Source organism: uncultured Flavobacterium sp. (genome assembly GCF_963925185.1).
Lineage (GTDB): Bacteria > Bacteroidota > Bacteroidia > Flavobacteriales > Flavobacteriaceae > Flavobacterium.
Window position 1 is genome coordinate 98,065 of record NZ_CAWURC010000030.1, and the last position, 14,777, is coordinate 112,841.

Annotated in this window: 14 protein-coding genes and 1 pseudogene; 7 read left to right on the top strand and 8 right to left on the bottom strand. The window is 36.2% G+C overall.

The annotated features are described in order from the left end of the window. Nucleotide 1 precedes the first annotated feature (1 nt). A complete protein-coding gene (locus tag AABM59_RS07120; RefSeq protein ID WP_338408309.1) occupies nt 2-988 on the bottom strand; it encodes a PorV/PorQ family protein in 987 nt (328 codons plus the stop codon). A gap of 277 nt (nt 989-1,265) precedes the next feature. Between AABM59_RS07120 and AABM59_RS07125 the strand changes: the two genes are divergently transcribed. Then, a complete protein-coding gene (locus AABM59_RS07125) occupies nt 1,266-2,000 on the top strand; it encodes a CDP-alcohol phosphatidyltransferase family protein (protein ID WP_338408274.1) in 735 nt (244 codons plus the stop codon). Beyond that, nucleotides 1,987-2,850, top strand: coding sequence for a glycoside hydrolase family 25 protein (locus AABM59_RS07130; protein ID WP_338408275.1), 864 nt, complete (start codon nt 1,987-1,989; stop codon nt 2,848-2,850). The genes AABM59_RS07125 and AABM59_RS07130 overlap by 14 nt, the downstream gene beginning before the upstream one ends. A gap of 39 nt (nt 2,851-2,889) precedes the next feature. Here the strand turns inward: AABM59_RS07130 and AABM59_RS07135 are convergent, their stop codons facing one another. The 4 genes from AABM59_RS07135 to AABM59_RS07150 are packed head-to-tail and all read right to left on the bottom strand — an operon-like array spanning nt 2,890 to nt 5,724. Beyond that, complete coding sequence (locus AABM59_RS07135) at nt 2,890-3,129, bottom strand: DUF5808 domain-containing protein (RefSeq protein WP_338408276.1); 240 nt, start codon at nt 3,127-3,129, stop codon at nt 2,890-2,892. 34 nt (nt 3,130-3,163) lie between these two features. Beyond that, complete coding sequence (gene lptB, locus AABM59_RS07140) at nt 3,164-3,904, bottom strand: LPS export ABC transporter ATP-binding protein (RefSeq protein WP_338408277.1); 741 nt, start codon at nt 3,902-3,904, stop codon at nt 3,164-3,166. A 33-nt stretch (nt 3,905-3,937) separates the two neighbouring features. Then, complete coding sequence (gene tatC / locus AABM59_RS07145; protein ID WP_338408278.1) at nt 3,938-4,759, bottom strand: twin-arginine translocase subunit TatC; 822 nt, start codon at nt 4,757-4,759, stop codon at nt 3,938-3,940. Then, entirely contained in the window at nt 4,759-5,724 is a 966-nt protein-coding gene (locus AABM59_RS07150; RefSeq protein ID WP_338408279.1) for a KpsF/GutQ family sugar-phosphate isomerase, read from the bottom strand. Before AABM59_RS07150 ends, tatC begins: the two co-directional genes overlap by 1 nt. An 86-nt stretch (nt 5,725-5,810) precedes the next feature. On the opposite strand from AABM59_RS07150, the gene recQ reads away from it, so the two are divergent. Next, entirely contained in the window at nt 5,811-8,006 is a 2,196-nt protein-coding gene (gene recQ / locus AABM59_RS07155) for a DNA helicase RecQ (protein ID WP_338408280.1), read from the top strand. A gap of 63 nt (nt 8,007-8,069) precedes the next feature. Here recQ and AABM59_RS07160 read toward each other — a convergent pair whose 3' ends face one another. Beyond that, nucleotides 8,070-8,306: a hypothetical protein gene (locus AABM59_RS07160; RefSeq protein WP_338408281.1), complete on the bottom strand. Its 237-nt coding sequence runs from the start codon at nt 8,304-8,306 to the stop codon at nt 8,070-8,072. A 60-nt stretch (nt 8,307-8,366) separates the two neighbouring features. On the opposite strand from AABM59_RS07160, the gene AABM59_RS07165 reads away from it, so the two are divergent. From AABM59_RS07165 to AABM59_RS07175, 3 genes and pseudogenes are all read left to right on the top strand, one after another. Next, on the top strand, nt 8,367-9,419 hold the full coding sequence (locus tag AABM59_RS07165; protein WP_338408282.1) for a DUF2891 domain-containing protein: 1,053 nt from the start codon (nt 8,367-8,369) through the stop codon (nt 9,417-9,419). Between the two features lie 33 nt (nt 9,420-9,452). After that, nucleotides 9,453-11,015, top strand: a complete 1,563-nt coding sequence (locus AABM59_RS07170) for an FAD-dependent protein (RefSeq protein ID WP_338408283.1) — start codon at nt 9,453-9,455, stop codon at nt 11,013-11,015. Between the two features lie 9 nt (nt 11,016-11,024). Then, nucleotides 11,025-11,177, top strand: a pseudogene (locus AABM59_RS07175) (DUF438 domain-containing protein); the annotation flags it as partial. A gap of 92 nt (nt 11,178-11,269) precedes the next feature. Here AABM59_RS07175 and lysS read toward each other — a convergent pair. Further along, entirely contained in the window at nt 11,270-12,979 is a 1,710-nt protein-coding gene (gene lysS / locus AABM59_RS07180; protein ID WP_338408284.1) for a lysine--tRNA ligase, read from the bottom strand. Nucleotides 12,980-13,284: 305 nt separating this feature from the next. On the opposite strand from lysS, the gene lipB reads away from it, so the two are divergent. Next, nucleotides 13,285-13,983, top strand: a complete 699-nt coding sequence (gene lipB, locus AABM59_RS07185) for a lipoyl(octanoyl) transferase LipB (protein WP_338408285.1) — start codon at nt 13,285-13,287, stop codon at nt 13,981-13,983. A gap of 29 nt (nt 13,984-14,012) precedes the next feature. On the opposite strand, the gene AABM59_RS07190 is transcribed toward lipB, so the two are convergent. Next, entirely contained in the window at nt 14,013-14,672 is a 660-nt protein-coding gene (locus AABM59_RS07190) for a ribonuclease HII (protein ID WP_338408286.1), read from the bottom strand. Nucleotides 14,673-14,777 lie beyond the last annotated feature (105 nt).

Below are 14,777 nucleotides of genomic sequence, written 5' to 3' on the forward strand. Positions count from 1 at the left end.
ATTAATTTCTAAAGAGTCCCAAATCCACTTTCACCGAAAATATATTCGAATACAAGGCCGCACTTTGATTTCCTAAATTCGTCAATGCATAATCAATCTGGATGCCTTTGTATTTGAATCCCAGTCCAATATTGGGCTGAAAACCTAGCCTCTGGCTATTGTCTAATTGCTCAATGTTTTGAAAATTACCCACGCCAGCCCGCACGAAAACCAATTCGGTGTAGCCAAATTCAAATCCCAACGCTGGATCGATACTTACGAAATCGGTCGAAATAAGGTCGTTGGTCTTGGCAAACCGCATATTGAGGTTGGCTGCCGCCAAAACACTGTAATCATAGCGAACAATAAACTTCTTGGATAAGCCCAATTGTGCTTTTGGAGCTGTAATCTCGGTGCTTTCTGGTAATACCTGGTTTTGTCCCGGAATGGCATCGGCTATTTTTTTGTATTCGGCCTCGTCTATATTCCAGACGTTGTAGGTAGTGGTTATATCGCGAAGCATCAAGCCAAAATGCCAGTTGTTTTTTTCGAATTGGATGCCTGCATCCAATCCAAAACCCCAAGAACTTGCAAATTTACCTATGATTCGACGAATCACTTTGGCATTGACACCATATTGAAATCCCGGTAGCTGCAATTTTCGTGCATAAGAAAAAGTAAAACCATAATCGGCGGTAGAGAAAAGACTGATTCTGTTGTAATCAATATTGCCTTGGCTGTCGATCAACTCAGTCGTGTTCAGAATATCATCAACCCCAAAACGAATCAAGGAAACTCCCCAAGCGCTTTGGTCATCTATGGGTTTGGCATAAGCGATGTAGTCGTATTGGGCAATATTGGCGAAATAATTAGCATGCATCAAAGATACCTGATGGTCTTCGAGATGCACCAACCCTGCCGGATTCCAATAAACCGAATTCACGTCGCTGGTGCTAGAAGTTACCGCATTAGCCATTCCCAATGCTGCCGCATCAACACCAATATTCATAAATTCATTCGAATATTTCCGAACTGCTTGTCCATACGAGATAACACAAACCAATAGGATAAAGAATAATTGCGTTTTTTTTAACATGGAGTACTTTGCTAACTCAAGGGCTGTTTAATTTTTACCAAAAATATAATTTTTTAATGAGCTTCATCCTCACTTAGGCTAAATAAAACCCAATACTAGGCCAGCGATTAAAAAACTCTATTAAAAAACGCACTTCTCCTTCACTTATTATACTAAATTTGTGAACTTTGTCAATCTAATTTAAATAAACATGCAAATTAAAAAACACATTCCAAATATAATTACGTTACTCAATCTTTTTTGCGGTTGCATTGCCTTAGTTTTTGTTTCTAAATTGAATTTTGAAATGGCTTTTTATTTCGTTTGTTTGGGCATATTCCTTGATTTTTTCGATGGCTTTTTCGCTCGATTGTTCCATGTTTCCAGTCCGTTGGGATTGCAATTGGATTCCTTAGCAGATATGGTGACCAGTGGTGTTGTTCCAGGTTATGTGATGTTTTGTTTGTTGCAAAAATGCCAAGACCCTTTATCTCCTTCGGTAATTTTCCCATTTCTTGGGTTCATTATTACTCTGGGATCTTGTTATCGCCTGGCCAATTTTAATATTGATACCCGTCAAACCGATTCTTTTATTGGCTTGCCCACCCCCGCCAACACCTTGTTTATAATGAGTTTGCCCTTGGTTTTAAAATATTCGGACTCTATGGTTGTATTTGAAATCCTGACTAATCAGCTGGTTTTATTGGCCATCACTTTGTTTAGCGCTTATATTCTGAATGCCGAAATACCCTTGTTTTCCCTTAAAATAAAGGAATTTAGTTTCAAGAAAAATCGTCTCCAAATTGTATTCTTGTCACTATCAGTTTTGTTGTTGGTGTTCTTTCAATTTTTGGGAATTCCATTGGTTATCATTACTTACGTTTTAGTGTCATTAATTAATAACAAGTTCTTTAAAAAGCAGCTTGTCATCCATGAGGAGAAATAGCAGCAGAGGCAAAACTACAATCAAGCGAAAACCCCGTAAAAAACCTTCTTTTTTCTCGGCGAAGTTGTTGCGTTTTTCTCTAATTACTTTTGTTGTTGTATTATTTTTTGGGTTTGCTTACCATTATAGGGAAGGACTTGCCTATTATTTTGGATTCAAATCCAATAAAATCCAATTCGAAAAAGCAGAAGCCAAACGAATTTCTGATGTTCGCAATTATCAGGTTTTGGAAAATCATCAAGGAAAAGCCATTGGTTTGGATGTTTCCGAATTTCAGGGAACCATCGATTGGACCTTGGTCGAAACAATTGAAAACGCTTATTCGCTTAATTTTGTGTTTATCCGCGCCACTGCCGGAAGCGACCGTGAAGACAAAAAATTTAAAGAAAATTGGCTTGGTGCCAAAAAGAATAAGATGATTCGTGGTGCTTATCATTATTACCGTCCTAACGAAAATTCATTGGAACAGGCTAAGCTTTTTATTAAAACGGTTCAATTGCAAAAAGGGGATTTGCCTCCCGTTTTAGACATTGAAAAATTGCCCAAAGAACAATCTTTAAAAAATCTCAAAATCGGATTAAAACGATGGTTAAAAGCAATCGAAGGGCATTATAAAGTAAAACCGATTATATATACAGGCGAAAAATATTATGATGACTTCTTAAAAGAAGAATTCTCGGACTATCTTTTTTGGATAGCCAATTATAATTTTTATCGGGAGAAAATAGGAGGCGATTGGTTGTTTTGGCAATTTACCGAAAAAGCTTCAGTTTCAGGAATAAAAGGCAATGTTGATGTCAATATCTTTAATGGTGATGTAGAGCAGTTGCGATTTATTACGTTAGAGTAATTAATTCTTTATTTTGGTTTATTAATTATAAATGACAATCTATTTTTTGTGATTTGGCAAAAAATAGATTAAAATTATTATAGCAATTATTACTGTTACAAACAACAACACCGAATTTCTATTAGCAAAGTTCACAGTCCAGCCCATAAGTGTCACTCTTTTTGGAGGCATTAAGCGTTTGTCTTCTTTGTTATAATAAAACATTCCCCAAATCCAGTTGTTAGGGGCTTTGTGCCATTTATCCTTGGTTTCTTGACTAGGCTTTTCTTGATTTCTCACTATTAAAATCTATTTTTTTTAACGAACTGCTTTCCTAAAATTCCAACTTTTTTTTTCTTAATTCGAAATTCTGACCTAAATATACACGTCGAACCATTTCATCCTCAACCAATTCTTCGGGAATTCCTTCTTTCAAAATGCCACCTTCAAACATAAGGTAGGTTTTGTCAGTAATTGCTAAAGTTTCTTGAACATTGTGATCCGTAATAAGAATTCCAATGTTTTTGTTTTTGAGTTGAGCAACGATGCGCTGAATATCTTCTACCGCTACTGGATCGACACCTGCAAAAGGTTCATCAAGCAGAATAAATTTGGGGTCGGTAGCAAGACAACGTGCTATTTCGGTACGACGACGTTCTCCACCCGAAAGCAAATCGCCACGATTGGTACGAATGTGTTGCAAACCAAATTCGGCAATTAAACTTTCCATTTTGGCTTCTTGCTCTTCTTTCGAAAGTTGGGTCAATTGCAGCACGCTCAAAATGTTGTCTTCGACACTTAATTTTCTAAAAACGGATGCTTCTTGTGCCAAATAACCAATACCTTGTTGGGCTCTTTTGTACATTGGAAAATGAGTTATGTCTAAATCATCGAGATAGATATTTCCCATGTTTGGTTTTACTAATCCCACGATCATATAAAAAGAAGTTGTTTTTCCAGCACCATTAGGTCCCAAAAGACCCACGATTTCACCTTGGTTTACTTCCACCGAAATGCCTTTTACAACACTACGTCCTTTATATGTTTTAACTAGATTTTCGGCTCTTAATTTCATTTTAATTTGGTATTCAAAATTAAACAATTAGTATTAGCTAACCTGTTCCCTTTTTATTTGTCTATTATATACAATAGAAGAAATGAGGACGCTTAATTCAAAAATGAACAGCATCGGGATGGCTACAATGGTTTGACTCACCACGTCTGGCGGAGTTACTATGGCGGCAACAATTAATACCAAGACTATGGCATATCTTCTGTATTTTTTTAAAAAGGCTGGAGTTACAAGTCCTAATTTCGTAAGGAAGTAAATAATAATTGGTAGTTCAAAGAATAAACCACCCGCTAAAATAGATGTTTTTACCATTCCAATATAAGAACCTAGTGTAAATTGATTTTTTACAATGTCACTCACCGAAAACGTGGCTACAAAATTGACCGACATTGGAATAATCACAAAATAACCAAAAAGCACTCCCAAAAAGAATAATAAAGAAGAAATGAATATGAATAATCGGGCATTTTTTCTTTCTTTTTCATATAAGGCTGGGCTAATAAATTTCCAAATTTGCCATAAAATATAGGGGAAAGCCATTATGAAACCCGCCAAAATACACATCCACACAAACATGTTTACCTGTCCCTCCATCTCGGTATTCTGAATGATAAATGGCAATTCTTCAATACATATACTCTCGCCAAAATTTAATTGATGGGATAAATCACAAAAAAAACGATAAGTAAAAAAGGAAGGTCTTGTAGGTCCAAATATGATGGTATCAAACAAGAAATCACTTATAAAATAGGTTGCAAAAGCCATTATTATTACTGCCGCCGAACTTCGAACTAATAACCATCTTAATTCCTCAAGGTGGTCTAAAAATGACATTTCTTTAAGCATTTTCTTTCCCATTACACAATTCCTTCTTTTAAAATATCATGTAAATGCAATACGCCTTTATATTCTCCATTGTCCACCACAATAAGTTGAGTGATGGCAAAATCTTCAAGAATATTTAAAGCATCGGCCACCATGGTAGTGGATTGTATCATTTTCGGATTTCTTGTCATAATATCTTTTGCGGTCAAATGGGTAAAAGTATCATTATCGTTTAGCATTCTTCGAATATCTCCATCAGTAATTATTCCGATTACTTTTTCATTTTCGATTACTGCGGTCACTCCCAATCGTTTTTCGGAGATTTCGAAAATTACTTTTTTTATAGGCGCATCAGGAGCTACCATTGGTTTCATTGAATACTCAAGCATATCGATTACTTGGAGCAATAGTTTTTTACCTAAAGCGCCACCAGGATGGTATTTTGCAAAATCCTCACTCGTAAAATTACGCATTTCCATCAAGCAAACGGCAAGTGCATCGCCCATAACTAGTTGTGCGGTGGTGCTGTTTGTGGGTGCCAAATTGTTTCGACAAGACTCTGCATCAACGGTAGTGTTCAAAACAAAGTCAGATTCTTTTGCTAAAAAAGAAGTTATGTTTCCTGTTATGGCTATTATTTTATTTCCAAAACGTTTCAATATGGGAATGAGAATTTTTATTTCGGGGCTGTTGCCACTTTTTGAGATACAAATGACAACATCGTCAGTTTGTACCATACCTAAATCGCCATGAATAGCTTCGGAAGCGTGTAAAAAAAGCGATGGAGTGCCCGTTGAATTAAACGTGGCAACCATTTTTTGTGCGATAATTGCACTCTTTCCAATTCCTGTAACGATTAATCGTCCTTTGGATTTAAACAGAATTTGTGTCGCTTCGGCGAAGTTAATGTCAATAAAATCAATTAGTTTAGCGATAGATTCACTCTCGGAAAGAATGGTCTTTTTTGCTAAAATCAATATATTTTCTTTTGTATCCAAAATAGAATTATTATAAAATTTGTGTGTATGAAAGAAATTAGTATCTTTAGGTGTCGCAAATTTAGATAAAATACCATTAATAAAGAATGAATTCAAACGAAATTGACATCTACAAAGAATTAAAGAAATTTTTTGGGTTTAACCAATTCAAAGGTTTACAGGAACAAGTTATTAAAAGTATCCTTAACAAGGAAAACACTTTCGTAATTATGCCAACAGGCGGAGGCAAGTCACTTTGCTACCAGTTACCTGCTTTGGTCCAAGAAGGAACAGCTATCGTAGTGTCGCCTTTAATTGCCTTAATGAAAAATCAAGTTGACGCCATTAGAAGCCTGTCTACCGAAAGGGGTATTGCGCATGTTTTAAACTCTTCACTTACCAAAACTGAAATTACCCAAGTTAAAACCGATATTAGTTCCGGTTTAACTAAATTGCTATATGTAGCCCCAGAATCATTAACCAAGGAAGAATATGTAAATTTTCTTCAAACCGTGCCCATTTCTTTTGTTGCCATTGACGAAGCACACTGTATTTCTGAATGGGGACATGATTTTAGACCCGAATACAGGAATTTAAAGCACATCATCAAACAATTAGGGGACGTTCCCATTATAGGATTAACAGCTACTGCCACCCCAAAAGTACAGGAAGACATTCTGAAAAATCTCGATATGTCCGATGCAACAACATATAAAGCATCGTTCAACAGACCTAATTTATATTATGAGGTTCGTACCAAAACCAAAAATATTGAATCGGATATTATTCGTTTTATCAAACAACATAAAGGCAAATCTGGAATTATTTATTGTTTAAGTCGTAAAAAAGTAGAGGCTATTGCCGAAGTTTTACAAGTCAACGGAATAAGCGCAGTTCCCTACCATGCTGGTTTAGATGCAAAAACACGTGCTAGACACCAAGACATGTTTCTTATGGAAGATGTTGATGTAGTGGTTGCCACGATTGCCTTTGGAATGGGAATAGACAAACCCGATGTGCGTTTTGTGATTCACCATGACATTCCCAAATCATTAGAAAGTTATTATCAAGAAACAGGTCGTGCTGGTCGAGATGGAGGCGAAGGGCATTGTATGGCCTATTATTCGTATAAAGATGTAGAAAAACTCGAAAAATTCTTATCAGGTAAACCCGTAGCCGAACAAGAAATTGGTTTCGCTTTATTACAAGAAGTAGTAGCTTATGCCGAAACTTCAATGTCGAGAAGGAAATTTCTTTTGCATTATTTTGGAGAAGAATTCAATAGTGAAACTGGTGAGGGTGGCGATATGGACGATAATGTTCGTAATCCGAAAGTTAAAATTGAAGCCCAAAATGAAGCGGTCAAACTACTTGAAGTCGTTCGCGACACCAAACACATTTACAAGTCTAAAGAAGTTGTTTTTACCCTTATTGGCCGTGTAAACGCTATAATAAAGGCACATAGAACAGATGTTCAACCATTTTTTGGATCGGGCGCTAATCACGATGAGAAATATTGGATGGCATTGTTAAGGCAAGTGCTTGTGGATGGATTGTTGTCTAAAGATATCGAAACTTATGGAGTTGTAAAAATCACGCAAAAAGGATTAAATTTTATTAAAAAACCAAGTTCCTTTATGATGTCCGAGGATCATGAATACAATGAAACCGAGGATGAAGCCATCGTAACTGCTGCAAAATCAACCGGAGTAGCTGATGAGGTATTGATGAGTATGTTGCGTGACTTACGCAAAAAAACAGCGAAACGATTGGGAGTTCCACCATTTGTTGTTTTTCAAGACCCCTCTCTCGAAGACATGGCATTGAAATATCCCTTTACAAATCAAGAGTTAGTGAACATTCATGGCGTTGGAGAAGGAAAAGCAAAGAAATATGGCAAGGAATTCCTAGAGTTAATCAGCCGTTATGTTGATGAAAATGACATTATTCGACCAGATGATTTGGTCGTGAAATCTACAGGAGTCAACTCGGCCAACAAATTGTATATTATTCAAAATATTGACAGAAAATTACCTCTTGAGGATATTGCTTCCTCCAAAGGAATGAAAATGAACGACTTGATAACAGAAATGGAGCAAATCGTTAATTCGGGCACCAAGTTGAATATAAAATACTGGATCGATGAAATGCTAGATGACGAACAACAAGTAGAAATTCACGACTATTTTATGGAATCCCATTCAGACAATATTGAAGATGCCTTGAAGGAATTTGAGGGGGATTATGATCTTGAGGAATTGCGCTTGATGCGAATCAAGTTTATTAGCGAAGTGGCGAATTAGAAAGTTTTCAGTCGCAGTATTCGGTCTCATTCGGTAATTATTGGCTCATAGTGAACAGTAAAATCACTCAAATAATTCGGCACGATGTGGCTTCAAAGCATCACGAACGGGAATCATCGTTTCATCGGTTACCACCATAAAAGCTATCGCATACATTTCGCTAAGGACATCGAAACCCGTGATGTTCGGTGTTAATTTTTCGGCTGCAATGTATTCTTTCAAATGAATTTCATGATGTTCGGCAGTTTTTGCCGAAACCGCTCCACGAAAATCCCATATTAGTTTTATTAGTCGAGACATTGTATATTAATATTTTTTTCAAAGGTAACTTTTTGTTAAATTTGGAAAAAATTTATCGCAATGAATTATTTAAAATACTTTTTTCTTCTTATCTCTATTACTAGTTTTTCACAAGAACTTACTATTGAACAAGCAAATCATTTAGCTTCACTTCCAATAAAATGTTTGCAACAAGAATATCCTAATAAATTAGGACAAATGCTTATAGATAGCACCGAGATTCAATCGCCAAAAAAACTACATCCAGCTTTTTACGGATGTTTTGATTGGCATTCTTCTGTTCATGGACATTGGAGTTTGGTTTATTTACTGAAGCGATTTCCAAATATAGAAAAGAAAGAAGAAATTATCGCCAAACTCAAAATCAACCTATCAAAAGAAAATATTAAAAAAGAAATTGAGTATCTATCAAAAGATCATGAAAAATCATTCGAAAGAACTTATGGTTGGGCTTGGGTTTTAAAACTACAACTGGAATTAGAAAATTACAATGAACCTTTTGCTCAAGAATTAGCACAAAATCTAAAACCTTTATCTAATTTATTTGTTCAAAGATATTCTGAGTTTTTACCAAAATTATTATACCCAATTCGGGCTGGAACACACGCCAATACTGCTTTTGGATTATCATTTGCATTAGATTACGCTATTTTTTCTAAGGACTTAAGTTCTGAAAAACTAATAAAAGAAAATGCTATTCGGTTGTATCAAAAGGATCAAAACTGTCCTTTTAATTGGGAACCGAGTGGTACCGATTTTCTTTCGCCTTGTATGGAAGAAATGGGTTTAATGCAAGGTGTTTTGCCCCAAAAAGAGTTTTTTGCTTGGTTAAAAAAGTTTGCTCCTCAGCTATTTGATAAAAAGTTTGCTTGGGAAGTCGCCAAAGTTTCTGATAGAACAGACGGGCATTTAGTGCATCTAGATGGATTAAATTTTAGTCGTGCTTGGAATATGTATCATTTGATTAATCTGTATCCAAAAGAGTTCTCACATTTAAAGTTATTGGCTGATACTCATTTTAATTTTTCTTTGCCGTCAATAGTTGATGGGAATTATGAGGGAGAACATTGGTTGGCTTCTTTTGCTTTGCGTACTTTTGAAGAGAAAAAATAACTGGAATACATAACTTTTGCCAAAAACAATTTAATGCCTCAAGAATTACTCTTTCAAGTATCTCCAGAAATAGCTACAAACGAACTGTTGCTCAAACAACATGTTTCAAAAATAATTTCGATTGAAACTAAAGGAATTCAGCATATTTCTATTCTGAAACGATCGATTGATGCGCGCCAGAAAGCAGTGAAAATTAACTTGAAAGTGGCCATTTATTTAATCGGAGAAACTTTTCAGGAAAACAAAATTAACCTTCCTAACTACAAAAATGTTTCAAATTCACAAGAAGTAATCGTAGTTGGCGCTGGGCCTGCAGGATTATTTGCCGCTTTGCAATTGATAGAATTGGGGTTGAAACCCATAATTATAGAGCGAGGAAAAGAGGTTCGAGGTCGTCGTCGTGATTTGAAAGCAATCAACGTAGATCATATTGTTGATGAAGATTCTAATTATTGCTTTGGCGAAGGCGGCGCAGGAACTTATTCGGACGGAAAGTTATACACCCGTTCAAAAAAACGTGGAGATGTCACTCGAATATTAGAATTATTTGTTGCTTATGGAGCATCGCCAGATATTTTAGTTGATGCCCATCCCCATATTGGAACTAATAAATTGCCACAAATCATCCAAGATATTCGGGAGAAAATAATCGAAATGGGAGGAAAAGTTCTTTTCGAAACCCGATTGACCGATATTATTATCAAAAGCAACGAAGTACAAGGAATTATCACCCAAAATGGAGATACGATTCTTGCCAACAAAATAATTTTAGCAACAGGACATTCTGCTAGGGATATTTTTGAATTACTCGACAGAAAGCAAATTTTTATTGAAGCTAAAGCCTTTGCACTTGGTATTCGTGCCGAGCACCCGCAATCCTTAATCGACAGCATCCAATACAGCTGTGATTATCGCGGAGAATTTTTGCCGCCATCTCCTTATTCTATTGTGAAGCAAGTGGGCGGACGCGGAATGTATTCCTTTTGTATGTGTCCCGGCGGTGTGATTGCTCCTTGTGCAACTAGTCCTGGAGAAGTGGTTACAAATGGATGGTCGCCCTCAAAACGGGATCAGGCTACTGCCAATTCAGGAATCGTCATTGAATTAAAATTGGAAGATTTTGCACCGTTTGCTAAATTTGGTGCTTTGTCAGGAATGGAATTTCAAAAAAGCATCGAGCAAAAAGCGTGGCATTTGGCTGGAGAAACTCAAAAAGTTCCCGCCCAAAAAATGGTCGATTTTACCCAAAATAAAATTTCCTCGAATATTCCGAAAACATCTTATGTACCCGGAACCACTTCGGTTGACATGGGCGAAGTTTTTCCAAGATTTCTTACTCAAATATTACGGGAAGGTTTCGTAGAATTCGGAAAATCTATGCGTGGTTTTTTAACTAATGAATCCATACTTCACGCACCGGAATCTCGAACGTCTTCGCCCGTAAGAATTCCCAGAGATTCAGAAACACTCGAACACGTCCAAATTAAAGGGCTTTATCCTTGTGGTGAAGGTGCTGGTTACGCAGGAGGAATTATCTCGGCAGCAATTGACGGTGAAAAATGTGCTCTGAAGATTGGCAAAATTTTAATCAAGTAACAGGGTATTTATTAATTTTATTTCAAGGATAGATTGATTTAAATCCGTTATTTTGCCGTTTGGGTTGCTTATAAAAACTACAAAGGTGTGATAGAATTATCTCAGGACATCACCGATATCAAGAAAATTGAAGGCGAAAAACGATTGCTGGATTGGGAATAGCTATGGTGCCAGTATTATCAATTTTAATATTTGACTTCATAAAAAAAGGAACTTCAAATGAGGTTCCTTTTTAGTATGAATATATTTTTGAGTTATACTACTTTCAATCGACAAGCTTTACTGTCTCCATCTACGACAACCTCAGTCATTCCAAGTAAAGATAAATTTTTCATTGCTTTGTCCCATTTCTTACCGCTCAATTCTGATTTAATTTTCAATAAACCAAAATCCATTTGGTTATCATTAGCTTGCAATAGTGTAACAATTAATTTTTCATCATCTTCCAACTCAATTTGAACATGTGTTTTTTCTGGTCGCATTTGTGGGAAAAATAAAACTTCTTGTATCGAACTATTGTTGGTCATCAGCATCGTTAGTCTATCAATTCCAATTCCAATTCCAGATGTTGGAGGCATTCCATATTCTAAAGCACGGATAAAATCCTGGTCAATAAACATCGCTTCATCATCTCCTTTTTCAGATAAACGCATTTGCTCTTCAAAACGTTCGCGTTGGTCAATTGGATCATTTAGTTCCGAATAAGCGTTGGCTAATTCTTTTCCGTTTACCATTAATTCGAAACGTTCTGTCAAATCGGGATTGTCACGGTGCGATTTACATAAAGGTGACATTTCCTTTGGATAATCCGTAATAAAGGTAGGTTGAACATATAAATGTTCGCATTTTTCTCCGAAAATCGCATCAATTAATTTTCCAACTCCCATCGAAGCGTCAACATCCAAATGTAATTTCTTAGCCACTTCTAGCAATTGTTCTTGATCCATTCCAGCAACATCAAAACCAGTATGGTCTTTAATTGCCTGAAGAATTGGAACTCTTGGATAAGGTGCTTTAAAGTCTATTTTTTTATCTCCAACAGTAACTTCGCTTGTTCCATGAACATTCAATGCTATTTTTTCAAGCAATGCTTCCGTGGTATCCATCATCCAATGGTAATCTTTATAGGCAACATAAAATTCTAAAACCGTAAATTCTGGATTATGCGTTCGGTCCATTCCTTCATTTCTAAAATCTTTGGCAAACTCATAAACACCATCAAAACCACCAACAATCAGTCTTTTTAAATACAATTCATTGGCAATTCTTAAATACAAAGGAATATTTAAAGCATTATGATGCGAGATAAATGGTTTTGCCGAAGCGCCACCAGGAATAGGTTGTAGAATAGGAGTTTCCACCTCTAAATATCCTTTTTCGTTCAAGAACGTACGGATTGTATTGGTGATTTTTGTTCTTTTTATAAAAGTATCTTTAACGTGATCATTCACAATTAAATCCACGTAACGACGGCGGTATCTTTGTTCTGGATCCGAAAAAGCATCATGTGTTTTTCCGTTAGCATCCGTTTTTACTACTGGAAGTGGTTTCAAAGCTTTCGCCAAAACCGTCAAACCATAAACATGAACCGAAATTTCGCCCACTTGCGTTTTAAAAACTATACCGCGAATCCCAATGAAATCGCCAATATCCAATAGTTTTTTGAAAACTACATTGTACATCGTTTTTTCCTCATCCGTAGAAATATCATCTCTCGAAACATAAATTTGTATGCGTCCCTGAGCATCTTTCAACTCCGCAAATGAGGCTTTTCCCATAATACGTTTTCCCATCAAACGACCCGCAAGAATCACTTCTTTTCCATCAAACTTCTCAAAATCGGCTAGGATTTCGCTAGAATAGGAGGTGGTGATAAATTCGGCTGCAGGATAAGGTTCGATGCCTAAATTGCGTAATTCGGTAAGTGCTTCTCTACGTAATAGTTCTTGTTCGGATAATGCCATTGGATTCTTATTTTAAGAGTGCAAAGATAATAAAAGATTAGAGATAGCAGATCGTAGATTTCAGATTTTTTAGGAGCAGAAATTTCGCTTGTTTTATCACTAGTTGTCCCGCTATTCGCTACAATCTTTTGAGGCGAACACCGCCACTAAAGGATTTCCGAGGCTATCGGGGCTATTCATCAATTTTTGGATTCTTAAAGACGTTTCAAAAAAAGTCGAAATACAATTTCATCCTCTAAAACTTTGTACATTTGCATTTCACAAATAAACGAATGAAGTGAGATTGCTTCGTTCTTCGTAATGACATGAATAAAACCATCCAACTTCAAGATTTAGGACTCAAAGATTACAAAGAAACTTGGGAATACCAAGAAGAATTGTTCAAAGCAGTTGTCGATTTAAAAATCAGGAATAGGAGAGAGGCACTCAATCTCAAAACGCCTAATTATTTTCTTTTCGTCGAACATCCACACGTATATACTTTAGGTAAAAGCGGTGATTTATCCAATCTGCTTTTATCCGAAAAGCAGCTGGAAGCTAAAGGAGCCACTTTCTATAAAATCAATCGTGGTGGCGATATTACCTATCATGGACCAGGACAAATCGTGGGTTATCCTATTTTGGACCTGGAAAATTTCTTTACCGATATTCATAAATATTTACGTTTTCTCGAAGAAGCTATAATTCTCACTTTGGCCGAATATGGACTCGATTCCGCCAGAAGTCCCGGCGAAACCGGAGTTTGGCTGGGTGCTGGAACGCCATTCGCTAGAAAAATTTGTGCGCTTGGCGTTCGTGCTTCTCGTTGGGTAACCATGCACGGTTTAGCGCTAAATGTGAATGTAGATTTGGGGTATTTTGATAATATTATTCCCTGTGGCATTCGCGGCAAAACGGTGACTTCTTTAAATGTAGAACTAGGTGTCGAAAAAGTAGATGAAGAGGAAGTTAAAGAAAAAATTCTGAAACATTTTTCAATTCTTTTTGAAGCGGAGTTTGAATAAATCTGCAATCTAAAATTGTTAATCTACAATCATAAATCAAATAAATCTTTGTCTGGCAACAATCGAAATGTCAATCTATGGTATTTCGTCACGCCATATTTCCGAATGGCTTCTCGATGTTCTTTGGTGGGATAGCCTTTGTTTTTTTTCCAATTGTACATTGGGAATTCTTCGTGAATCAAGTTCATATAGTCATCCCGATACGTTTTTGCTAGCACCGAAGCAGCGGCAATGCTCAGGTATTTTGAATCTCCTTTTACAATACTTTGATTGGGAATCGATTTTAAAAATTCGATTTCAGTCTTGGAAAATTGTTTGCCAAAAGTACTTTTCAAACCTAATTTGGCGTTCAATAATCGATTGCCATCCACAATAATAAATTCGGGGGTTTTGTTTAATTTCAAAACGCATTCTTGCATTCCTTTCATCGAAGCATTCAGGATGTTGATTTCATCAATTTCTTTTGAATGTAAATGTGTTACGGCAAAAGAGACTGATAGATTTTCAATGATAGGTCTTAATTTTGCTCTCGTTTTTTCAGATAATTGCTTACTATCATTCAAAATCATGTTTTCAAAATCGTGTGGAAGAATTACGGCTGCAGCCGTAACTGGGCCAGCAAGACAGCCACGACCAGCTTCGTCAGTTCCGGCTTCAAGGATGAATTTAGAAAAATTATTAAGTAGCATATTGGTTTTTATTGGAATACAAATATTGAAAAAAAATATCCAAAAAACGTATATTTTTTCTCTTTACCAAAACACCCCCATAATTTGAATCGTTTTTTTATTTAT

Bases quoted from the DNA above. Each gene is read 5' to 3' on its own strand.
- AABM59_RS07120 (WP_338408309.1), bottom strand. From the start codon at position 988: ATGAATATTGGTGTTGATGCGGCAGCATTGGGAATGGCTAATGCGGTA.
- AABM59_RS07125 (WP_338408274.1), top strand. From the start codon at position 1,266: ATGCAAATTAAAAAACACATTCCAAATATAATTACGTTACTCAATCTT.
- AABM59_RS07130 (WP_338408275.1), top strand. From the start codon at position 1,987: ATGAGGAGAAATAGCAGCAGAGGCAAAACTACAATCAAGCGAAAACCC.
- lptB (WP_338408277.1), bottom strand. From the start codon at position 3,904: ATGAAATTAAGAGCCGAAAATCTAGTTAAAACATATAAAGGACGTAGT.
- tatC (WP_338408278.1), bottom strand. From the start codon at position 4,759: ATGGGAAAGAAAATGCTTAAAGAAATGTCATTTTTAGACCACCTTGAG.
- recQ (WP_338408280.1), top strand. From the start codon at position 5,811: ATGAATTCAAACGAAATTGACATCTACAAAGAATTAAAGAAATTTTTT.
- AABM59_RS07160 (WP_338408281.1), bottom strand. From the start codon at position 8,306: ATGTCTCGACTAATAAAACTAATATGGGATTTTCGTGGAGCGGTTTCG.
- AABM59_RS07165 (WP_338408282.1), top strand. From the start codon at position 8,367: ATGAATTATTTAAAATACTTTTTTCTTCTTATCTCTATTACTAGTTTT.
- AABM59_RS07170 (WP_338408283.1), top strand. From the start codon at position 9,453: ATGCCTCAAGAATTACTCTTTCAAGTATCTCCAGAAATAGCTACAAAC.
- lysS (WP_338408284.1), bottom strand. From the start codon at position 12,979: ATGGCATTATCCGAACAAGAACTATTACGTAGAGAAGCACTTACCGAA.
- lipB (WP_338408285.1), top strand. From the start codon at position 13,285: ATGAATAAAACCATCCAACTTCAAGATTTAGGACTCAAAGATTACAAA.
- AABM59_RS07190 (WP_338408286.1), bottom strand. From the start codon at position 14,672: ATGCTACTTAATAATTTTTCTAAATTCATCCTTGAAGCCGGAACTGAC.